Genomic DNA, 20,768 nt, shown 5'->3' on the forward strand with positions numbered 1-20,768 from the left:
TGGAGGGCGGAAGACCGCGGGCGGCCGGGCCCGCTTGTCGGATCCGCACACTCAATGAACGTTATTTCTGGCAATCCCTTGGAAGGTGCGACGATCGAGGTCTAGCATGCGCAGGCGATGCCTTCAACAAAATGTTGAGCCTGCGGGACAGACGGAAGAAGGAAGCGTCGATGGCGACGGTGCCCAGTGTCTCCAACTCGATCACGGTGCGACTGGAGGTCCCGGCCCGCGGCAACGCGGTCAGTGCGATCACCACGGCCGTGGAGTCCTCCGGCGGATCGGTCACCGGTCTCGACGTCACCGCTTCCGGTCTGGAGGCGCTGCGGATCGACGTGACCGTGGCGGCCTCCTCCGTGGCGCACGGCGAGGAGATCGTCGAGAAGCTGCGGGCGATCGACGGCGTGTCGATCGGCAAGGTCTCGGACCGAACCTTCCTGATGCACCTCGGCGGGAAGATCGAGATGTCCTCGAAGCTGCCGATCCGCAACCGTGACGACCTCAGCATGATCTACACCCCGGGTGTCGCCCGGGTCTGCATGGCGATCGCCGAGAACCCCGAGGACGCCCGGCGCCTCACCATCAAGCGCAACAGCGTCGCGGTGGTCACCGACGGCTCGGCGGTGCTGGGCCTGGGCAACATCGGCCCGGCGGCCGCGCTGCCCGTGATGGAGGGCAAGGCGGCCCTGTTCAAGCGCTTCGCCGGGATCGACGCCTGGCCGATCTGCCTGGACACCCAGGACACCGACGAGATCGTCGCCATCGTCAAGGCGATCGCCCCGGGCTTCGCCGGCATCAACCTGGAGGACATCTCCGCGCCGCGCTGCTTCGAGATCGAGGCCCGGCTGCGCGAGGCCCTGGACATCCCGGTCTTCCACGACGACCAGCACGGCACCGCGATCGTGGTGCTGGCCGCCCTCACCAACGCGCTGAAGGTGGTCGGCAAGGAGATCGGCGACATCCGCGTGGTGATGTCGGGCGCCGGCGCCGCCGGTACCGCGATCCTCAAGCTGCTGCTGGCCGCCGGTGTCGAGCACGCCACCGTCGCGGACGTCCACGGCGTGGTCCACCTGGGCCGTGACGACCTCAACGAGAGCCTGCGCTGGATCGCCGAGCACACCAACCGCTCGGGCCGCACCGGCACCCTCAAGGAGGCCGTGGCGGGCGCCGACGTCTTCATCGGCGTCTCGGCCCCGAACGTCCTGGACGGCGACGACCTGGCCACCATGGCGGAGCAGGCCATCGTCTTCGCGCTGGCCAACCCGGACCCGGAGGTCGACCCGGCCGTCGCCCGGCAGACCGCCGCCGTGGTCGCCACCGGCCGCAGCGACTTCCCGAACCAGATCAACAACGTGCTGGTGTTCCCGGGCGTCTTCCGCGGCCTGCTGGACGCCCAGAGCCGTACGGTCAACACCGAGATGATGATCGCCGCCGCCCGGGCGCTGGCCACCACCGTCGGCGACGACGAGCTGAACGCCAACTACATCATCCCGAGCGTCTTCCACAAGGACGTCGCCAAGACCGTCGCCGCCGCGGTGCGCGACGCCGCCCTGGCCGACGCCCAGGCGCCCGCCCCGGCCCGTCCGACCCCCGGCATCGTCGGCACCCTCGACACCTCCGCGTTCCCGGTCGTCAAGCTCTGAGGACGGCACTCGACGACGTGTCGTCGATCGGTCAAATGTCCGATTAGCGGCCATACTCGCCCAAGCCCGCCCCGAACCCTTGCGACACAAGGGCGAGGGGCGTGTTTGGGCTTGTCGTGCCTAGGGCGTACGGTAGCCCTGCACGGGGCAGGCGTGTCCGACAAGTACGGAACGTCCCCCTGGTCTTCCGGCGTGTCGTCCTGACCGCCGCCCGCGCCCGGTCCGCCGGAGCCGACGGAGCGTCACACCTCCAACGGGCGGGCGTTGTTCGGGTGGCTCGGCCGGGGCCCGATTGGCTTTCTCGGGGCCGGTCGGGGCAGGATTCGTTCCCAGGCGGGCGGGCGGGCCTTCGACGGCTCCGGCGCGCGGCATCGGGTTCGGACCCGGCCTGCGACCACGCATTGCCTGCATGAGCACAGTGTGCGGACCTGCGGCCCATCCGGGTGCCCCCCGGTGGGAGCACCGATGGGCCCCCGCACACCGCAAGCGAACAGACCACAGGAGTACACATGAACCGCAGTGAGCTGGTGGCCGCGCTGTCCGAGCGCGCCGAGGTGACCCGCAAGGACGCCGACGCCGTTCTGGCCGCCTTCGCCGAGATCGTCGGCGAGGTCGTCGCCAAGGGCGACGAGAAGGTCACCATCCCCGGTTTCCTGACCTTCGAGCGCACCCACCGCGCTGCCCGCACCGCCCGCAACCCGCAGACCGGTGAGCCGATCCAGATCGCGGCCGGCTACAGCGCCAAGGTCAGCGCCGGCTCCAAGCTGAAGGAAGCCGCCAAGGGCGCCTGAGTCACCCCTTGAACGCCCGAGAGGCCGGGCTCCCCGCGGGGAGCCCGGCCTCTCGCCGTGCGTCGGCCGTTACGCGTCGACCAGCTGCTCGCTGGGCAGCTCGACGTGGGCGCCGAGGTCCCGCAGCTTCTCCATGAAGTTCTCGTAGCCGCGGTTGATCAGGTCGATGCCGTGCACGGTCGAGGTGCCCTCGGCCGCCAGCGCCGCGATCAGGTACGAGAAGCCGCCGCGCAGGTCCGGGATGACCAGCTCGGCGCCGATCAGCTTGGACGGGCCGGAGACGACCGCGGAGTGCAGGAAGTTGCGCGCGCCGAAGCGGCACGGGGTGCCGCCCAGGCACTCGCGGTAGAGCTGGATGTGCGCGCCCATCTGGTTCAGCGCGCCGGTGAAGCCCAGGCGGGACTCGTACACCGTCTCGTGCACGATGGACAGCCCGGTGGCCTGGGTCAGCGCGACCACCAGCGGCTGCTGCCAGTCGGTCTGGAAGCCCGGGTGGACGTCGGTCTCCAGGGCGATCGCCTTGAGCTCGCCGCCCGGGTGCCAGAAGCGGATGCCCTCGTCGTCCACCTCGAAGGCGCCGCCGACCTTCCGGAAGGTGTTGAGGAAGGTCATCATCTCCAGCTGGCGGGCGCCGCGGACGTAGATGTCGCCCTTGGTGGCGAGCGCCGCGCAGGCCCAGGAGGCGGCCTCCAGGCGGTCCGGCAGGGCGCGGTGGGTGTAGCCGCCCAGCTCGTCCACACCGGTGATCAGGATGGTGCGGTCGGTGCCCAGGGTGATGATCGCGCCCATCTTCTGCAGCACGCAGATCAGGTCGACGATCTCCGGCTCGATGGCCGCGTTGCGCAGCTCGGTGACGCCCTCGGCGAGGACGGCCGTGAGCAGCACCTGCTCGGTCGCCCCCACCGAGGGGTAGGGCAGCTCGATCTTGGTGCCGCGCAGCCGCTGCGGGGCGACCAGGTAGGTGCCCTGGGGGTGCTTCTCGATGGTGGCGCCGAACTGGCGCAGCACCTCGAAGTGGAAGTCGACGGGCCGGCCGCCGATGTCGCAGCCGCCCAGGCCCGGGATGAAGGCGTGGCCGAGACGGTGCAGCAGCGGGCCGCAGAACAGGATCGGGATCCGCGAGGAACCGGCGTGGGCGTCGATGTCGGCCACATTGGCGCTCTCGACGTGCGAGGGGTCGAGGATCAGCTCGCCGTCCTCGTCACCGGTGCGCACGGTCACGCCGTGCAGCTGCAGCAGGCCGCGGACCACCTTGACGTCGCGGATGTCCGGGACGTTGCGCAGTCTGCTGGGGCCCTGGCCGAGGAGGGCGGCGACCATGGCCTTGGGGACCAGGTTCTTCGCTCCGCGGACGCGGATCTCGCCTTCGAGCGGGTTTCCGCCGTGGACCAGCAGGACGTCGTCGGTCATCGTTCTCGCAATCCGGGGTGCCAGAGGAGTGGGAACGGCTCCGGTACGGAACCGCTGGTGGACCGGTGGTACGGGCGTACGGGCGCGTTCGGGCCCCCGGAGAATCCGAGTCGGCACCGTAGAGGGGCGTCCACCATCCGTAGATGGTAGTAGGCGTCCCGATGGTTCCCGTGAGCCTCTCCCGTGATGGTGCTCTCTCCGGCCCCGCTCACGCCCGCCGGTTCGGCCGTACGGGTGTTCGTCCGGCGCGGCGGGGTTTCGAGTGTTGCGGTGTCCGACCGGTGCCGTTCTGCGGGATCATGTGTGGCATGACGGCGGCCCATTCGCACGGAGGCCGGTCGCACACCGGCCGTCTGCTCGTCGCGACGCCCGTGCTCACCGATCCCAATTTCGCCCGTGCGGTGGTACTGCTCCTCGACCACGACGCCGAGGGGGCGCTCGGCGTGGTGCTCAACCGGCCCACGCCGGTCGAGGTGGGCAGTGTCCTGGACGGCTGGGGAAGACTCGTCGGGCAGCCGGCGGTGGTCTTCCAGGGCGGTCCGGTGGCGCTGGACTCGGCGCTCGGCCTGGCGGTCGCTCCCGGGGAGCCGGGCTCCGGCGAGCCGCTCGGCTGGCGGCGGGTGCACGGCGCGATCGGCCTGGTGGACCTGGAGGCGCCGCCCGAGGTGCTGGCCGGGGAGCTGGGGAGCCTGCGGATCTTCGCCGGGTACGCCGGCTGGTCCCCGGGCCAGCTGGAGGCCGAGCTGGAGACCGGCGCCTGGTACCTGGTGGACTGCGAGCCCGGGGACGTCTCCAGCCCCGAGCCGGAGCGGCTGTGGCGCGCGGTGCTGCGCCGCCAGCGCGGTCCGCTGGCGCTGCTGGCGACCTACCCGGACGACCCGACGATGAACTGAGCGGCCGCCCGGGGCCGGGCGGCGGCGCGACACTGGCCCGGTTTCCGGCGGCGCCCATAGACTTGGCACTCATGAGCACTCTTGAGCCCGAGCGCGGCCTCGGCACCGGCACCCTGGTCGAGCCCGTCCCGCAGGTGTCCCACGGGGACGGCGACCACGAGCGCTTCGCGCACTACGTCCAGAAGGACAAGATCATGGAGAGCGCGCTCTCCGGGTCCCCGGTCGTGGCGCTGTGCGGCAAGGTGTGGGTGCCCGGGCGCGACCCGAAGAAGTACCCGGTCTGCCCGATGTGCAAGGAGATCTACGACGGCATCGGCAAGCCCCAGGGCGGCGACGGCGACAAGCAGTAGCCGTCCGTCCACGGGACGTCGTTTTGCATAGCACCGCGTTTCCGAAGTGGTCTATGCCAATCGTGGCGGGCCTGGGCAGGATGTCGGAATGGACCTCATTCCCGCACCTTCGAGTGCCGTCCGGCGCCCGGACGAGGACTTCCCGCTCGACGCCACCACCACGCTGACCGCGCCGCCCGGCCTGTCCGACGCCGAGCGGTGGCTGCGCGGCACGCTGTCCGCGGCCACCGGGCTCCCGTTCGGCCCGGGCCGGCCGGGTACGGGCATCGAACTGGCCCTGGACGACGCGCTGGCCGCCGAGGCGTACCGGATCGCGGTGCGCCCCGGCCACGCCCTGCTCGCCGCGGGCGGCCCGGCCGGCGCGCTCTGGGCCGCGCAGACCCTGCGGCAGCTGCTCGGGCCGGACGCGTACCGCCGCTCCCCGCTGCGCCGGGAGGGCTGGGTGCTGCCCGGCGCGGACATCGCGGACGCGCCCCGGTTCGGCTGGCGCGGCGCGCTGCTGGACGTCGCCCGGCACTTCCTGCCCAAGTCCGACGTGCTGCGCTTCGTCGACCTGCTGGCGGCGCACAAGCTCAACGTGCTGCACCTGCACCTGACCGACGACCAGGGCTGGCGGGTGGAGATCAAGCGCTATCCGAGGCTGACCGGGCGCGGCGCCTGGCGGGAGCGCTCGATGGTCGGCTACCGGTCCGCGCAGCGCCGGGACGACCGCCCGCACGGCGGCTACTACACCCAGGACGACCTGCGCGAGATCGTCGGCTACGCGGCTGCGCGCGGGGTCACCGTCGTTCCGGAGATCGACCTGCCCGGCCACACCCAGGCCGCCGTCGCCGCCTACCCCGAGCTGGGCAACACCGACGCGGTGGACACCTCCGCGCTCGGCGTCTGGACGGACTGGGGGGTGAGCCACCACGTGCTCAACGCCTCCGAGGAGACCCTGCGCTTCTTCGAGGGGGTGCTGGAGGAGGTCCTGGAGCTGTTCCCGTCCGAGTTCGTCCACCTCGGCGGCGACGAGTGCCCCAAGGAGCAGTGGAAGGAGAGCGCCGCCGCCCAGGCCCGGATCCGCGAGCTGGGCCTGGCCAACGAGGACGAGCTGCAGAGCCACGTCATCCGGCACTTCGACCGGTGGCTGGCCGAGCGCGGCCGCCGGCTGATCGGCTGGGACGAGATCCTGGAGGGAGGGCTCGCGCCCGGTGCGGCGGTCTCGTCGTGGCGCGGGTTCGGCGGCGGGATCGCGGCCGCGAGGGCCGGGCACGACGTGGTGATGTGCCCCGAGCAGCACGTCTACCTCGACCACCGGCAGGCGGACGGGCCGGACGAGCCGGTCCCGGTCGGCTTCGTGCGCACGCTGGAGGACGTCTACCGCTTCGAGCCGGTCCCGCCGCAGCTGGACGAGGCCGCCGCCCGGCACGTCATCGGCACCCAGGCCAACCTGTGGAGCGAGTTCGCGGACAGCGCCCGGGACGTCGACTACCGGGTCTTCCCCCGGCTGGTCGCCTTCGCCGAGGTCGCCTGGTCCGAACTGCCCGCCGACCCGGCCGAGCGCGACTACCCGGCCTTCGAGCGCCGGCTGCGCGGCCACCTGGAGGTGCTGGACGCGCTGGGCGTGGAGTACCGCCCGATGGACGGGCCGCATCCGTGGCAGCGTCGGCCCGGGGTGGCGGGACGGCCGATCGAGGGGCCGCCGCCGGTGCGCTGAGGCGGTGCCCCGGTGCGCCGATGTGACCACCGGGAACTTATGGGCGGTCATCTGACGTCAAGAACAGATGAACATCTGCCCCGGCTCGATCGGAGTCGGGGCAGATACCGCCCGGTATCCGTCCCAATCGGGCAGTCCCGTTCACCGGTCCCGAAATGATCATCGAGCATTGTGTGCCAGAGTTGCCCAACCCGGCCCGATCGCCCGTACCCTACGGCCAGGCCGGGCTGCTGACGCGGACAGTGCGGCCGCGGCCGCGGGCGGCAGGCGATCGATGAGCAAGTGGAGCACGGTGGGACCCAGGTGAACCGGACGATCATGCTGCCGGCCTCGCTCGACGAGGCCGTCGACGCGCTGGCCGCCGCCCCGGCCGCGGTACCGGTGGCCGGAGCCACCGACCTCATGGAGGCCGTCAACGCCGGACGGCTGCGCCCCGCCGCCCTGGTCGGCCTCGGCCGGATCACCGAACTGCGCGGCTGGCGCTACGAGGACGGCGGCACCGCGGTGCTCGGCGCCGGACTCACCCACGCCCGGATGGACCGCCCCGACTTCGCCGCGCTCATCCCCGCCCTGGCCGACGCCGCCCGCACCGCCGGCCCGCCGCAGGTCCGCAACGTCGGCACCCTCGGCGGCAACATCGTCACCGCCGCCCCGGCCGGCGACACCCTCCCGGTGCTCGCCGCCCTGGAGGCCACCGTCACCCTCGCCCGGGCCGGCGCCAGCCGCGAGGTGCCGGTCAGTCACCTGCTGACCGGCCTCGACCCGGTGCGCCCCGGCGAACTGCTCACCTGGGTGCGGGTCCCGCTGCTGCACGCGCCGCAGGTCTTCCTCAAGGCCACCGGCCGCAGCGGCCCGGCCCGCGCCACCGCCTCCGTCGCGCTCGTCCTCGACCCGGCCCGGCGCGCCGTGCGCTGCGCCGTCGGCGCCGTCGCCCCGGTGCCGCTGCGCCCGCTGGAGGCCGAGGCCTGGGTGGCCGGCTGCATCGACTGGGACGGCAGCCGGGAGATCGACCCGGCGGCCGGCGCCGCCTTCGGCGAGTACGTGGCCGCCGCCTGCGTCCCCGACAACTACGGCGCCGAGGGCGCCTGGGAGGCCGTGACCGAGGGGCCGACGGCGGCCGCCGTTCGGCTGCGGCGTACCGTATCGGTGCTGGCCCGACGGGCACTGGGAAGGGCGCTGAAGTGACAACAGACCCCATCGAGACCCTCGACGCCGATCCGCTCGGCCTCGCTCCGCAGGTCAGCCGGGAGCTGCGCCCGTGCGCCTCCTACACGCTGCGGGTCAACGGTTTCGAACGGCCCGTCACCGACGCCTGGATCGGCGAGAGCCTGCTCTACGTGCTGCGCGAGCGGCTCGGCCTGGCCGGCGCCAAGGACGGCTGCGAGCAGGGCGAGTGCGGGGCCTGCTCGGTGCAGGTGGACGGCCAGCTGGTGGCCGGCTGCCTGGTGCCCGCCGCGCTGGCCGCCGACAGCGAGATCAACACCGTCGAGGGCCTGTCGGCCGGCGGCGCCGCGAGCGACGTCCAGCAGGCGCTGGCCGCCTCCGGCGCCGTGCAGTGCGGCTACTGCACCCCGGGCATGGCGATGGCCGTGCACGACCTGCTCCAGCGCAACCACCGGCCCACCGAGGTCGAGGCCCGGCAGGCGCTGTGCGGCAACCTCTGCCGCTGCACCGGCTACCGCGGCGTGCTGGCCGCCGTCCAGACCGTCGCGGACGCGCGCGCGCTGGAGGCCGAGGAGGCGGAGCGGGCCGCCGCGACCGCCGCCGGGGAGGCCGCCGCCGAACCGTCCGCCGAGGCCGGGGCGCCGGGCACCTCCGCCGCGCCCGCCGAACAGGCCGCCGCCGTGGGGCAGCCGGCCGCCGTCGAGCCCGAGCCGGTCGTCGTGCCGCCGGTCCACGCCGCCGCCGAGGCCTGGATCGAGCACGTCCCCCAGCCGCCCGCCGAGCCCGCCGCCGCCCCCGACCAGGCCCAGGCGCAGGACCAGCCGCCGGCCGAACAGCCGTACGGCGACAGCGGCTACGACACCGGCGTGTACGACACCGGCGTGTACGACACCTCCGCCCTGACGGCGATGCAGCCGGGCATCCCCGCCCAGGCCGCCGACGACCAGGTGTACTACCAGCCGCAGGGCTACCCCGAGCAGCCGTACCAGGCCACCCCCGCCCACGGCACCTACGTGCCGGCCGGCTACCCGGACGGCCAGCAGCAGAACGGCTACGACACCGGCTACGACACCGGCTACGACGCGCCGGTCTACGAGCCCACCCCCGCGCACGGCACCCCGCTGCCCGGCGCCGTCCACGACGGCACGCCCCCGCACGGCACCCCGTACCCGGACCCGCACGGCATCCCGTACCCGGACCCGCACGGTGCCCCGGCCGACGGCGGTGGGCCGCCCGGCGCCCCGACCCTCGGCGTCCCCTACGGCGCCACCCCCGCCCACGGCATCCGGCTCCCCGAGGACGACCACGCATCATGACGTCGCCTACCGACATCGGCGCAGCACTCCAGCAGGACGGCGGCGAGGGCGGCGCCGCACCGGAACCCTTCGGCCTGGGCAGCTCACCGCTGCGCAGCGACGCGCTGCCCAAGGCGCTCGGCATCTACCCGTACGCCGCCGACCTGTGGGCCGAGGGGCTGCTGTGGGGCGCGGTGCTGCGCTCGCCGCATCCGCACGCCCGGATCCGCGGCATCGACACCTCGGCCGCGCTCGCCCTGCCCGGGGTGCACGCCGTGGTCACCGCCGCCGACCTGCCGCCCGGCCCGGACGGCCTGCCGGACGGCGCCCCGGCCGGTCCGATCGTCGCCGACCGGCCGGTGCTGGCCGCGGGCGTGGTGCGCCACCACGGCGAGCCGATCGCGGCCGTCGCCGCCGACCACCCGGACACCGCCCGGCTGGCGGTCGGCCTGATCGCGGTCGACTACGAGCCGCTGGAGGCGGTCACCGACCCCGAGCAGGCGTTCACCGCCCCTGCGCTGCACCCGGACGGCAACCTGTTCCGCCACCTGCCGCTGCGCACCGGGGACCCGGACGCGGTCGGCGAGATCGTCGTCGAGGGCCTCTACCAGGTCGGCCGGCAGGACCCGGCCCCGCTCGGCGCCGAGGCCGGGCTGGCCGTGCCGCGCCCGGACGGCGGGGTGGAGCTGCACCTGTCCTCCACCGACCCGCACGGTGACCGCGACCGGACCGCCGCCTGCCTCGGTCTGGAGCCGGACCGGGTCCGACTGGTGGTCACCGGCGTGCCCGGCGCCACCACCGACCGCGAGGACCTCTCCTTCCAGGTCACCCTGGCGCTGCTGGCGCTGCGCACCGGCCGCCCGGTGAAGATGACCCTCACCCGCGAGGAGTCCTTCCACACCCACCCCTCGCGCCACCCCGCCCTCCTGCGCTACCGCCACCACGCCGACGCCGAGGGCAAGTTGGTGAAGGTGGAGGCGCAGATCCTGCTGGACGGCGGCGCCTACGCGGACGTCTCGGCCGAGGCGCTGGCCGCCGCGACGGCCTTCTCGGTCGGCCCTTACGTCTGCCCCAACGTGTTCGTGGACGCCTGGGCGGTGCGCACCAACAACCCGCCGGCCGGGCGGATGCGCGGCGAGGGCGCGCTGCAGGCCTGCTTCGCGTACGAGTCGCAGCTGGACCAGCTGGCCGCCCGGGTCGGTGTGGACCCGGTGGAGATCCGCCGCCGGAACGCGATGTCCACCGGTGACCCGCTGCCCACCGGACAGGCCGTCACCTGCCCGGCGCCGGTGAAGGCGCTGCTGGACGCGGTGGCCGCCGAGCCGCTGCCGGCCCTGCCGGTGGACGACCCGGACGCCGAGTGGCTGCTGCCCGGCGGGCCGGGCGGCGCCGGGGACCCGGCCGCGGTGCGGCGCGGGATCGGCTACGCCGTCGGCATGGTGCACATGCTGGGCGCCGAGGGCGAGGACGAGGTCTCCACCGCCACCGTGCGGGTCAGCGGCGATCACGCCACGGTGATCTGCGCGGCCGTCGACGCCGGGCAGGGCTTCGCCACGCTGGCCCGGCAGATCGTGCAGACCGTGCTGGGCGTCAGCGAGGTCTACATCGCGCCGGCCGACAGCGACCAGTCGATCGCCGGGCCCTCCGCGCGGGGCCGGCACACCTGGGTGTCCGGCGGGGCGGTCGAGCGGGCCGCGCTGATGGTCCGTCACCAGCTGCTGCAGCCGATCGCGGCCAACTTCGGGATGTCGGTGGAACTGCTGCAGATCGCCGACGGCAAGATCACCTCCTACGACGGGGTGCTCGGCATGCCGGTCGCCGAGGCGCTGGAGGGCAAGGAGCTCTGGGCCACCGCCCAGTGCCGCCCGCACCCGACCGAGCCGCTGGACGAGTCCGGGCAGGGCGACGCCTTCGTCTCCATCTCCTTCTGCGCGATGCGCGCGGTGGTGGACGTGGACATCGAGCTGGGAGCCGTGCGGGTGGTCGAGATGACCGTCGCCCAGGATGTCGGCCGGGCGCTCAACCCGCGCCAGATCGAGGACCGGATCGAGGCGGGCGTGGCCCAGGGCGTGGGCCTGGCGCTGATGGAGGACCTCCAGACCACGGGCGGGCTGCTGGGCAACCCCTCGCTCACCGGCTACCGGATGCCCACCTCGCTGGACACCCCGGAGGTGCGGATCGCCGCCCTGCTGGAGGAGCGGGACGTGGTGGCCACCTTCGGCGCCAAGGCGGTCAGCGCGGTGCCCGCGGTGGTCGCGCCCTCGGCCGTCGCCGCCGCCGTCCGGGCCGCCACCGGCCTGCCGGTCGGCCGGCTGCCGATCCGGGCGGAGGACGCCGTCACGGCCTGAGCGCGGAATCCGGATCCGAATGCGCGGATCCGGAACGGAGAACGCGGAATTGCCGGTCGACCTTTTCGGGCCGACCGGTAATTCCCTTTTTCGAGGCCGTGGCGGGAATTGAACCCGCGTACACCGCTTTGCAGACGGTTCCCTGAGCCACTCGGGCACACGGCCAGTGAATTCAGGATGGCCGATCCCCGGAATGGGGTCAATGAACTCGTGTGAATTCCGTGTGTCAATCCGTGCTACCGTCGGAGGCGGTGGCTGCCTTCCCGCCACCCCGGACGAGCGCGTCGTACCCGGTGACGACAAGACGACGCAGTTCAGCGGCAATCCGGCCGCTGTGGACTGCGGAGGTACGGCCGTCATGGCTTGGCTCGTTCTGATCGTCTCGGGTCTCCTGGAGACCGTGTGGGCGGTGGCCCTGGAATCGTCCAAGGGCTTCTCCCGACTCGTTCCCGGCCTCGTCTTCGGCGTCGCGCTGCTGCTCAGCATGGGCGGACTGGCGTACGCGATGCGCACCATCCCGATCGGCACCGGCTACGCCGTCTGGGTCGGCATCGGCGCGGTCGGCACCGCGCTCTACGGCATGGCCGTCCTGGGCGACCCGGCGACAGCGGCCCGGATCGGCTGCCTGCTGCTGATCGTCTCCGGCGTGGTGGGGCTCAAGGTGCTGCACTGACCCGCCGGGGCCACCGGTCCTAGGCCCGCGGACCGATCCGGTCACCGACTCTGGTCAGGGGCCACGAGAGCGGACGGCCCTTACGATGTCACGTATGACCACTGCCTCCCCCACCTCGGTCGACTCCGCCCCGATACCCACCGGAACCGACCCCGGCGGCGGGGTCCTCAGCGGCCGCTACCGCGCGCTGACGCTGGGGATCGTGTCGGTGGTCCTGGTGATCGCCTTCGAGGCGACCGCCGTCAACACCGCGATGCCGACCGCGGCCCGCCAGCTGAACGGCCTCGGGCTGTACGCCTTCGCCTTCTCCGGCTACTTCACCACCACGCTGTTCGCCCTGGTCGTCTCCGGCCAGTGGTGCGACCGGCGTGGCCCGCTTCAGCCGCTGTTCGCCGGCATCGCGGTGTTCGGCGCGGGCCTGGTGGTGGCCGGGACGGCCCCCGGGATGTGGGTGTTCGTGGCCGGGCGGGCGATCCAGGGCCTGGGCGGCGGGCTGGTGATCGTCGCGCTGTACGTGGTGGTCGGCCGGGCCTACCCGGAGCGGCTGCGGCCGTCGGTGTTCGCCGCCTTCTCCTCGGCCTGGGTGCTGCCCTCGATCGTCGGGCCGCTGGTCTCCGGGGCCGTCACCCAGCACCTCGGCTGGCGCTGGGTGTTCCTGGCCGTGCCGGTGCTGATCCTGCTGCCGCTGGGCGTGATGGGCCCGGCGCTGGCGCGTTCCGAGCGGGAGCACCCGGTGCCGCGGGGGGCGGACTTCGACCGCCGCCGCACCCTGCTGGCCGCGATGGCCGCGGTCGGCGCCGGACTGCTGCAGTACGCGGGCCAGCGGCGCGACCTGGTCGGGCTGCTCCCCGGGATCGCCGGGGCGGCGCTGCTGGTGCCGGCCGTCCTCGGGCTGCTGCCCGAGCGGACCCTGCGTGCCGGGCGCGGGCTGCCGACCGTGATCCTGCTGCGCGGGGTGGCGGCGGGGGCGTTCTTCGCCGCCGAGGCCTTCATCCCGTTGATGATGACCACCCAGCGCGACTTCTCGCCGACGCTGGCCGGGCTCACCCTGACCAGCGGCGGGCTCTCCTGGGCGCTGGGCTCCTGGCTGCAGGGGCGGCCGGGGGCGGAGCGCTACCGCGGGGCGATGATCCGCGGCGGCTTCGTGCTGACCGCGGTGGCGATCGCGGGCGCCGCGCTGGTGCTGATCCCGGCGGTGCCGTCCTGGACGGCGTCGGTGGCCTGGGGCGTCGGCGGCGTCGGGATGGGGCTGACGGTCGCCAGCGTCAGCGTGCTGATGATGCGGCTCTCGGCGCCCGAGGACGCGGGGGCCAACTCGGCCGCGCTGCAGATGAGCGACGCGCTGGGCAACGTGCTGCTGACCGGCGCGGCGGGTGTGCTGTTCGCGGCGCTGGGCGGCGGCGCGCTCGCCGCCGCCCACGACGGCGCCGGGGCCGGGGCCTCGCCCGGCGCCTTCGCCGCGATCCTGCTGGTGATGGCCTCGGTGGCGGTGCTGGGGGCGCTGCTCGCCGGCCGGGTCCGGGCCCGGACCTGACCGTCCGACGCCCGGCGGTCAGCCGGCGGTGGGGGAGGGGACCGGGGGCGCCGCCGGGGTGCCGAGGAAGTTCTCCCACCCGCCGGCCGGGGACTGGCCGGGGCCGAGGCTCTGCAGCTTGCGCAGCACCGCCGGGTCCTGGGCGTCCAGCCAGTCCACCAGCTGGCGGAAGGAGACCAGCCGGACCTCGGGCCTCTCCGCGATCGACTTGAGCGCGTCCTCGACGGCGTTCATGTAGATGCCGCCGTTCCACTCCTCGAAGTGGTTGCCGATGATGTACGGCGCCCGGTTGCTGTTGTAGGTGCGGTCGAAGCCCATCAGGTAGGAGTCCCGGGCCTGGGTCTGGAAGCCCGGGTAGAGCGCCGGGTCCGCCTTGGTGTTGGGGCCGCACTGGTTGAACATGATGTTGTAGTCCATCGACAGCACCTGGAAGGTGTGCCCGGGGAAGGGGATGGACTGCAGCGGGAGGTCCCACAGGGCCCCGCCCTGGATCTTCTGCGGCCACACCTGGGTGCCGTTGCCGCTGCTGTCGTAGCGCCAGCCACGCTTGACCGCGGTGGGCAGCAGGTTGCGCTGGCCCTCCAGGCAGGGGGTGCGGCTGCCGATCAGCTCCTTGCGGTAGTCGAAGGGCAGCGCCGGCAGGTCGGTGAAGCCGGTGTTGGTGCGCCAGTTCGTCACGAAGTCCATCGCCTGCTGGATCTCGCTGTCCCACTCCTCCGGGGACCACTGGCCGACCCCGGTGGAGCCGCAGAAGTGGCCGTTGAAGTGGGTGCCGATCTCGTGGCCCTCCAGCCAGGCGGCGTGCACGTTCTCCAGGGTGTCGTGGATGTGCTGGTCGCTCAGGTAGCCGATCTCGGAGGCACCGACCTTGTGCTGCGGCGGGCGGTACAGGTCCTTCTTGGACTCGGGCAGCAGGTAGAGGCCGCTGAGGAAGAAGGTCATCGAGGCGTTGTGCTCCCGGGCCAGCCGGCGGAAGCGGGCGAACAGGCCGTTGTCGAGCTCGCCGGCGCCGTCCCAGGAGAAGACCACGAACTGCGGGGGCCGCTGGCCGGGCTGGAGCCGCTCGACGACGGGCTGGTGCGGCTGGGGGCCGGTGTCCGAGGTGGAGCCGTCGCCGATCAGCACGGTCTGCGGCTTCTGCGGGGCCGGGGCCGGGGTGGCGCTCTGGTCGCCGGGCTTCGGGGCGACCGGGACCGCGTTGCCGGCCTTGTGCTCCCCGCCCCCGCCGGCCCGGTCACTGCCGCAGCCCGCCGCCAGGGTGGCGGCGGTGACCGCTCCGGCGGCCAGCAGGGTTCGGCGGGAGAGCGCGTCCATGGTCACTCCGTTCATGAGGCGATCGGCAGGCGTGCGGCGTGCCGGCGACGGGGGTGCGTGCGGCGTGCGTGCGGGCGGGCGGCGGGCCCGCGGCAGGCGTGCGGCGTGCGGAAGTCCGGTCCGACCGGAGGGGGATGGAGCCCGTGACCGGGTCAGCATGCCATGAGGGCCGAAACGGTCCGAGAGGCGCAGCGAACGGTCGTGATCGATCGCCCGATTGACGCAACCGCACCGGCGGGCCGGGACGTCGATGCTGTTCGACGGGTGGTGAGCGCCGCGGCCGTACGCGGGACAGCGCCGTCACGCTGGGTCGCCGGGCCCTCGCCGAGCGCAGGACCAGGGCCGTCGACCCTGCCGATCGGCGGGTGCGGATAGGACCGCGATGGGGACGTGCCTTAGGGTCCGATCCGATTGAATGAGTTCCCAGGAAACTCTCAGGAACGGGATCCGAGCGGCAGAGGGGAGCACCCGTGGGCGTCCAGCGGAGCAGGAGCCCCTGGCCGGGCACCCTGGCGGCCGGTGCCGCGTTGGTGCTCGGCGCCTGGCTGCTGCACGGCGGCGGCTCGGTCGTCCTGCCGCCCGCGCCCGGCACCGGGCAGGCGCTGTCCGGCTTCGCCCCGGTCTCGGTCGTCCCGCCGCTCGGCCCGTCGGCCCCGACCAGGATCCGCATCCCGTCCGTGCGGCTGGACGCCCCGGTCACCGAGCTGGGCCTGGACCTGGACGGCCACCTCCAGGCCCCGCCCGCGGCCGACCGCAACCTCGCGGGCTGGTACCGCGGCGGCGCCAGCCCCGGCCAGCGCGGCACCGCCATCCTGGCGGGGCACGTCGACAACGGGTCCGGGCCGGCCGTCTTCTACCACCTGGGAGCGCTCCGCCGGGGCGACCGGATCGAGATCATCCGGGCCGACGGTGCCACCGCCGTCTACCAGCTGTACGCCATCGAAGTGCACGACCGAAAGGACTTCCCGGACGACCGGGTCTACCGCCAGGCCGCCGACGCACAACTGCGGGTGATCACCTGCGGCGGCGCGTACAGCGAGGAACACGGCTACGAGGGCAACGTCGTGGCCTACGGATTCCTGGCCGACACCAGAGCGCCGGGCAAAGCCGCATGAGCACGCTCACCCTCGCCACCCGCTGGAACCCGATCGACTGGCCGCTCACCCACGGTCCCGTCCCGTACGCGTTGCTCGCCGCGGGCTGGGTCGCGCTCGCCCTGCTGGCGGTGTCCCGGCACGAGCGCTGGCGCGCCCCGCGCATCCTCGGGGCGCTGCTGCTGGGCGCCGTGCTGACCGTCCTGGTGAAGGTCGTCGTCGACGACTGGTGGCACCCGTTCCCGGAGGGCACCCCGGACTTCGTCCTGCGCTGGACGGCCGTCGCGCTGTTCGCCGTCGCCCTGCTCTGCTTCCGGGCGCCGCTGCTGCCCACCCGCCGCAGGTTCCTGGCCGTCGGCGGCCTCACCCTGGTGGTGGTGATGGCCGCCTCGCAGGTCAACCGGGGCTTCGACCAGTACCCGACCGCCCGGGCCATGCTGGCGCCGCGCACCGACGAACTGACGACGGGACGGGCCGCCGCCGTGGTGCAGGGCTCGCCGGGCCGCCCGCTCTCCGAGCTCTGGCACCCGCCGGCCGGGCTGCCGGCCAAGGGCACCCTCTCCACCGTGACCGTCCCCGGCACCAGGTCCGGCTTCAGTCCCCGCCCCGGCTACGTCTACCTGCCGCCCGCCTACCGGGCCAACCCCCGGCCACTGCTGCCCGTCGTGGTGCTGATGCCCGGTCAGCCCGGCGCGCCGGAGGACTGGGTCAACTCCGGCGCCATCCGGGAGAGCCTGGACGCCTTCGCCGCCGAGCACCAGGGCCTCGCGCCGATCGTGCTGGTCGTCGACCAGACCGGCGGCAACTTCGCCAACCCGCTCTGCATGGACTCCCGGATCGCCAAGTCCCAGACCTACCTCGGCGTCGACGTCCCGGACTGGATCCACCGCAACCTGCAGACCGCCACCGGCCGCGGCGCACTCGCCATCGGCGGGCTGTCGCTCGGCGGGACCTGCGCCCTGCAGCTGGCCGTCAACGCGCCCGACGTGTACGGGACCTTCCTGGACATCTCCGGGCAGGAGGAGCCGACCCTGGGCACCCACCAGGAGACCGTGGACCAGGCCTTCGGCGGCGACGAGGCGGCGTTCGACGCCGTCGACCCGGTGCACCTGATGGCCGGCAGGAAGTACCCCGACACCGCCGCCATGATCGTGGTCGGCGCCAACGACCCGTGGTTCCGGCCGGGACAGGAGAAGATCCATGCGGCGGCACAGGCGGCGGGCATGAAGGTGGGCTACCAGACCATCCCCGGCGGGCACAGCTGGACGGTGTTCCGGCAGGCCTTCGAGCAGAACCTGACCTGGCTCGCCCAGCAGACGGGACTGATCCGGTGACCAGACTCCTCGCCGCGCCGCCGCGCGCCGCCGAGCGGGACCAGGGCGCCGACCTCGCCCCGGTCACCCGCACCCCGGAGGCCGGCCCCCAGCGGATCCGCCGGGCGGCCCGGGCACTCGGCCACCAGCTGCGCTCGGCGCCGCTGACCCTCTCGCTGCTGGCCGGGCTCTGGGTGCTCGGCGCCGCCACCGGGAGCCTGTCCGGCGGGCCCGCCGCGCCGCTGCTCTCCCGTACCGGCGTCGGCCTGCCCACGCTCGGCGAGGGCCGCTGGTGGACGCCGGTCAGCTCGCTGCTGTGGTGCCCGGGCATCGGCGCGTACGTCTTCACCAGCCTGCTGCTGCTCCTGGTCGGCCCGGCCGCCGAGCGCCGGCTCGGCCGGCTGCCCACCCTCGCGGTGCTGGTCGGCGGGCAGGTCGCGGGCACCCTGCTGGGCACCGGGCTGGTCGAGGCCGGCTCCCTGGTCGGCGAGCAGTGGACGGCCTCGGTGGCCGACCAGACCTCGGTCGGGCCCGGAGCCGGCCTGTTCGCCCTCGCCGGGGTGCTCGGCTACCGGCTCACCGTGCTCTGGCGCCGCCGGCTGCACCTGCTGGTGCTGCTCGTCCCGCTGGTCATGACGCTGTACGTCGGCCACCTGCAGAGCGTCCAGCGGTGTGCCGCCGCGCTGCTCGGCCTCGGCGTGGGCGCGCTGCTCAGCCGCGGCCGGCCGTACCCGCGCAGCCACGGCTCCTCGCACTCCGAGACCCGGGTGCTGGTCGCGCTCTGCCTGGTCGCCGCCGCCTGCGGGCCGCTGGTCGCCTCGCTGTACGACAACGCCAGCGGCCCCTTCAACGCCTTCTCCGAGCTCTACTTCTCCCACCGGCTCGGCCCGGAGGAGGTGGCCGACTTCTGCGCGGTCTCGGCGCACGACTGCGCTCGGGCGCACGCCGTCGAGCGGATATTCGACACCCCGGGCCGCCTGATGGCTGCGCTGTTCCCGGCGCTGCTGCTGGTGCTCGCCGAGGGGCTGCGCCGGGGCCTGCGGTTCGCCTGGCGGATCAGCGTCGCCACCGAAGTGCTCTGGACGGCGCTGCTGACCTGGCTGTACTTCGAGGCCGGGCCGGTCAGCGGGGACATGGTGCAGTACTTCGTCGAGGCGATGCTGCTGCCGCTGCTGACCACTGCTCTGCTGCTGGCGACCCGGCAGCGGTTCCGGCTGCGGCTGTCCGGCCGGGCGGTGCGCCGACTGGCCCTGGTGGTCGGCGGGGCCGCGCTGGCCGCCTCGGCGGCGTACGTGGGCCTCGGGCGACTGGTGGCCGGGCAGTTCGAGCCGGGCGCGGGCCTGCGAGGGCTGGCCAACGGGCTGCCCGCCCAGTTCCTGCCGCCCGCCTACAACGACCTGCTGCCGGACTACCCGATCGCGGTCGGCCCGACGGCGCTGTTCCTGGAGACGTACTGCGGGCTGGCGTTCTGGGTGGTCGCGCTGGGCGCGCTGCTGTCGGCGTTCCGCCGTCCGATGCTGCACGCCGACGCGGAGGCGGCCGCCCGGGCGCGGGCTCTGCTCACCGCGCACGGCGGCGGGACGCTGTCCTTCATCACCACCTGGGACGGCAACCACTACTGGTTCGACGAGCAGGGCCGCGCGGCCGTCGCCTACCGGGTGGTCGGCACCGTGGCGCTGACCACCGGCGATCCCTTCGGCGTCCCGGAGGACCGGGCCCGGGCGGTGGCCGGATTCGCCCGCTACTGCGACGCCCGGGGCTGGACGCCGTGCTTCTACAGCGTCGGCGCCGGGACCAGGGCGTCCGCCGCCCAGCTGGGCTGGCGCTCGGTGCAGGTCGCCGAGGACACCGTGGTGCCGCTGCCCGAGCTGGCCTTCACCGGCCGCAAGTGGCAGGACATCCGCACCGCCCTGAACAAGGCCGGCAAGCAGGGCATCACCGCTGAGTGGTGGACGTACCACGAGGCGCCGCTCGCCCTGCGGGAGCAGATCCGGGCGATCTCCGAGGAGTGGGTGTCCGAGAAGGGCCTGCCCGAGATGGGCTTCACCCTCGGCGGACTGGAGGAGCTGGACGACCCGGACGTGCGGGTGCTGGTCGCGGTGGACGCCGACCGGGTGGTGCACGGGCTGACCAGCTGGATGCCGGTGTACGAGGACGGCGTGCCGGCCGGCTGGACGCTGGACTTCATGCGGCGGCGCTCGGACGGCTTCCGCGGCGTGAACGAGTTCCTGATCGCCTCGGCCGCGCTCGGCTTCAAGGCCGAGGGCGCGCGCTTCCTGTCGCTGTCGGGCGCGCCGCTGGCCCGCGCCAGGCAGGACGAGGAGCCCACCGGCCTGCAGCGGACGCTGGACTGGATGGGCAGGGCGCTGGAGCCGGTGTACGGCTTCCGCTCGCTGTTGGCGTTCAAGGCGAAGTTCCAGCCGGAGTACCGGCCGATGTACATGGCCTACCCCGACCCGGCCGCGCTGCCCGGCATCACCAGGGCGATCGGCAAGGCCTACCTGCCGCACCTCACGCCGGCGCAGGGGGTCCGGCTGATGCGCAAGCTGTCCGGCTGAGCCGCCGGCGACCGGCGGTGGCCGGCTCTGACGTCCGTAAGGGCGGGGCGCTCCCGGACGCCGGCGCCTCGTCAGCCGAGCAGCTGGGCGAGCGCGCGGTCGGCGTCCAGGTGCAGGTGCTCCTCGCCCTCGGGGACGAGCAGCCGGCTGCGCCACAGGAAGCGCCGCAGGTCGGCGGTGTCGAACCGGAGCAGCGCGGTGCCCTCGGGGGCCCGCAGCTCGACCATGGTGCTCCGGGCGGCCGTGGGCCGGACGTGGACGTCGCCGACGCCGGCCGGCACCTCCAGGCCGGAGGAGAGCAGCCGGCGGGCGAACACCCAGACGACGTCCTCGGTGCTCGGGCCGTCCACGGCGTCGTCCAGCGAGAACTCGGCGGGGAACGTCATCCGGACCGCGAACGGGTCCTCCGGCAGGTAGGACAGCACCACGCGCAGCCGGGCGGAGCGGTGCGGGGAGAGGATCAGCCGGGCCTGGACGGTCTCTTCGACGGCGGAGTACAAGGGTGGGTCCCTTCGTTCGGCGGGGCCGCGCGACGGCAGGTGGGGTTGGCGCGGCCTCACCCTGGTGAGAGTGCCGGGGGCACCGGGGATTACCCGGTTCCGCGGGCGATGCACTGTGACCTGCGTCACATCGGTTTCCGGCCGTCCGGGTCCGGCGCGGAGCCCGGCCTGGAGGCCCGAACAGCCCCGGAC

The 20,768-nt window shown here is 73.7% G+C and carries 16 protein-coding genes, 1 tRNA gene and 1 riboswitch; of the genes, 13 read left to right on the forward strand and 4 right to left on the reverse strand.

Annotation, left to right across the window (positions count from 1 at the left end; translation table 11 throughout):
* The first annotated feature begins 170 nt into the window (after positions 1-170).
* The gene (locus tag ACIRVF_RS21075) at positions 171-1,640 is read left to right on the forward strand and encodes an NAD-dependent malic enzyme (RefSeq protein ID WP_402819730.1); all 1,470 of its coding nucleotides are present in this window, start codon (positions 171-173) and stop codon (positions 1,638-1,640) included.
* Positions 1,641-2,149: 509 nt separating this feature from the next.
* Positions 2,150-2,431 carry an HU family DNA-binding protein gene (locus ACIRVF_RS21080; protein WP_030059737.1) on the forward strand — a complete coding sequence of 94 codons (282 nt, stop codon included), beginning with the start codon at positions 2,150-2,152 and terminating at the stop codon, positions 2,429-2,431.
* A 69-nt stretch (positions 2,432-2,500) separates the two neighbouring features.
* Here ACIRVF_RS21080 and murA read toward each other — a convergent pair whose 3' ends face one another.
* Positions 2,501-3,841, reverse strand: a complete 1,341-nt coding sequence (murA, locus tag ACIRVF_RS21085) for a UDP-N-acetylglucosamine 1-carboxyvinyltransferase (RefSeq protein ID WP_030283988.1) — start codon at positions 3,839-3,841, stop codon at positions 2,501-2,503.
* Positions 3,842-4,140: 299 nt separating this feature from the next.
* On the opposite strand from murA, the gene ACIRVF_RS21090 reads away from it, so the two are divergent.
* From ACIRVF_RS21090 to ACIRVF_RS21115, 6 genes are all read left to right on the forward strand, one after another.
* A complete protein-coding gene (locus ACIRVF_RS21090) occupies positions 4,141-4,734 on the forward strand; it encodes a YqgE/AlgH family protein (protein WP_402819733.1) in 594 nt (197 codons plus the stop codon).
* A 71-nt stretch (positions 4,735-4,805) separates the two neighbouring features.
* Positions 4,806-5,084 carry a DUF3039 domain-containing protein gene (locus ACIRVF_RS21095; RefSeq protein ID WP_030283993.1) on the forward strand — a complete coding sequence of 93 codons (279 nt, stop codon included), beginning with the start codon at positions 4,806-4,808 and terminating at the stop codon, positions 5,082-5,084.
* Between the two features lie 88 nt (positions 5,085-5,172).
* Positions 5,173-6,783, forward strand: coding sequence for a beta-N-acetylhexosaminidase (locus tag ACIRVF_RS21100; protein WP_402819736.1), 1,611 nt, complete (start codon positions 5,173-5,175; stop codon positions 6,781-6,783).
* A gap of 318 nt (positions 6,784-7,101) precedes the next feature.
* Positions 7,102-7,968 (forward strand): xanthine dehydrogenase family protein subunit M, encoded by an 867-nt coding sequence (locus tag ACIRVF_RS21105; RefSeq protein WP_046385723.1) that lies wholly within the window; start codon positions 7,102-7,104, stop codon positions 7,966-7,968.
* Positions 7,965-9,263, forward strand: a complete 1,299-nt coding sequence (locus ACIRVF_RS21110; protein WP_402819739.1) for a 2Fe-2S iron-sulfur cluster-binding protein — start codon at positions 7,965-7,967, stop codon at positions 9,261-9,263. Before ACIRVF_RS21105 ends, ACIRVF_RS21110 begins: the two co-directional genes overlap by 4 nt.
* Complete coding sequence (locus ACIRVF_RS21115) at positions 9,260-11,590, forward strand: xanthine dehydrogenase family protein molybdopterin-binding subunit (RefSeq protein ID WP_402819742.1); 2,331 nt, start codon at positions 9,260-9,262, stop codon at positions 11,588-11,590. The genes ACIRVF_RS21110 and ACIRVF_RS21115 overlap by 4 nt, the downstream gene beginning before the upstream one ends.
* 93 nt (positions 11,591-11,683) lie before the next feature.
* Here ACIRVF_RS21115 and ACIRVF_RS21120 read toward each other — a convergent pair.
* A tRNA-Cys gene (locus tag ACIRVF_RS21120) sits at positions 11,684-11,755 on the reverse strand.
* A gap of 83 nt (positions 11,756-11,838) precedes the next feature.
* Positions 11,839-11,904, forward strand: a riboswitch (guanidine-III (ykkC-III) riboswitch).
* A 44-nt stretch (positions 11,905-11,948) separates the two neighbouring features.
* Here ACIRVF_RS21120 and ACIRVF_RS21125 point away from each other — a divergent pair.
* Positions 11,949-12,263, forward strand: a complete 315-nt coding sequence (locus tag ACIRVF_RS21125; protein WP_402819745.1) for a DMT family transporter — start codon at positions 11,949-11,951, stop codon at positions 12,261-12,263.
* 94 nt (positions 12,264-12,357) lie between these two features.
* Positions 12,358-13,797 (forward strand): MFS transporter, encoded by a 1,440-nt coding sequence (locus ACIRVF_RS21130; RefSeq protein WP_402819748.1) that lies wholly within the window; start codon positions 12,358-12,360, stop codon positions 13,795-13,797.
* Positions 13,798-13,815: 18 nt separating this feature from the next.
* Here the strand turns inward: ACIRVF_RS21130 and ACIRVF_RS21135 are convergent, their stop codons facing one another.
* Positions 13,816-15,126 carry a hypothetical protein gene (locus tag ACIRVF_RS21135; RefSeq protein WP_402819751.1) on the reverse strand — a complete coding sequence of 437 codons (1,311 nt, stop codon included), beginning with the start codon at positions 15,124-15,126 and terminating at the stop codon, positions 13,816-13,818.
* A 455-nt stretch (positions 15,127-15,581) separates the two neighbouring features.
* Between ACIRVF_RS21135 and ACIRVF_RS21140 the strand changes: the two genes are divergently transcribed.
* From ACIRVF_RS21140 to ACIRVF_RS21150, 3 genes are read left to right on the forward strand one after another with little or no spacing between them, the layout of a single operon-like run.
* Positions 15,582-16,226, forward strand: a complete 645-nt coding sequence (locus ACIRVF_RS21140; protein ID WP_402819754.1) for a class F sortase — start codon at positions 15,582-15,584, stop codon at positions 16,224-16,226.
* Positions 16,223-17,539 carry an alpha/beta hydrolase gene (locus tag ACIRVF_RS21145; RefSeq protein ID WP_402819757.1) on the forward strand — a complete coding sequence of 439 codons (1,317 nt, stop codon included), beginning with the start codon at positions 16,223-16,225 and terminating at the stop codon, positions 17,537-17,539. The genes ACIRVF_RS21140 and ACIRVF_RS21145 overlap by 4 nt, the downstream gene beginning before the upstream one ends.
* Positions 17,536-20,076: a bifunctional lysylphosphatidylglycerol flippase/synthetase MprF gene (locus ACIRVF_RS21150; RefSeq protein WP_402819760.1), complete on the forward strand. Its 2,541-nt coding sequence runs from the start codon at positions 17,536-17,538 to the stop codon at positions 20,074-20,076. The genes ACIRVF_RS21145 and ACIRVF_RS21150 overlap by 4 nt, the downstream gene beginning before the upstream one ends.
* Before the next feature lie 71 nt (positions 20,077-20,147).
* On the opposite strand, the gene ACIRVF_RS21155 is transcribed toward ACIRVF_RS21150, so the two are convergent.
* The gene (locus ACIRVF_RS21155; protein ID WP_402819763.1) at positions 20,148-20,576 is read right to left on the reverse strand and encodes an SsgA family sporulation/cell division regulator; all 429 of its coding nucleotides are present in this window, start codon (positions 20,574-20,576) and stop codon (positions 20,148-20,150) included.
* Positions 20,577-20,768: the final 192 nt, after the last annotated feature.

Source organism: Kitasatospora sp. NPDC101157 (genome assembly GCF_044768255.1).
GTDB lineage: Bacteria > Actinomycetota > Actinomycetes > Streptomycetales > Streptomycetaceae > Kitasatospora.

Coding starts and splice junctions, on each gene's coding strand:
- ACIRVF_RS21145 (WP_402819757.1), top strand. CDS start 16,223: ATGAGCACGCTCACCCTCGCCACCCGCTGGAACCCGATCGACTGGCCG.
- ACIRVF_RS21100 (WP_402819736.1), top strand. CDS start 5,173: ATGGACCTCATTCCCGCACCTTCGAGTGCCGTCCGGCGCCCGGACGAG.
- ACIRVF_RS21135 (WP_402819751.1), bottom strand. CDS start 15,126: ATGAACGGAGTGACCATGGACGCGCTCTCCCGCCGAACCCTGCTGGCC.
- ACIRVF_RS21130 (WP_402819748.1), top strand. CDS start 12,358: ATGACCACTGCCTCCCCCACCTCGGTCGACTCCGCCCCGATACCCACC.
- murA (WP_030283988.1), bottom strand. CDS start 3,841: ATGACCGACGACGTCCTGCTGGTCCACGGCGGAAACCCGCTCGAAGGC.
- ACIRVF_RS21090 (WP_402819733.1), top strand. CDS start 4,141: ATGTGTGGCATGACGGCGGCCCATTCGCACGGAGGCCGGTCGCACACC.
- ACIRVF_RS21105 (WP_046385723.1), top strand. CDS start 7,102: ATGCTGCCGGCCTCGCTCGACGAGGCCGTCGACGCGCTGGCCGCCGCC.
- ACIRVF_RS21080 (WP_030059737.1), top strand. CDS start 2,150: ATGAACCGCAGTGAGCTGGTGGCCGCGCTGTCCGAGCGCGCCGAGGTG.
- ACIRVF_RS21125 (WP_402819745.1), top strand. CDS start 11,949: ATGGCTTGGCTCGTTCTGATCGTCTCGGGTCTCCTGGAGACCGTGTGG.
- ACIRVF_RS21075 (WP_402819730.1), top strand. CDS start 171: ATGGCGACGGTGCCCAGTGTCTCCAACTCGATCACGGTGCGACTGGAG.
- ACIRVF_RS21095 (WP_030283993.1), top strand. CDS start 4,806: ATGAGCACTCTTGAGCCCGAGCGCGGCCTCGGCACCGGCACCCTGGTC.
- ACIRVF_RS21115 (WP_402819742.1), top strand. CDS start 9,260: ATGACGTCGCCTACCGACATCGGCGCAGCACTCCAGCAGGACGGCGGC.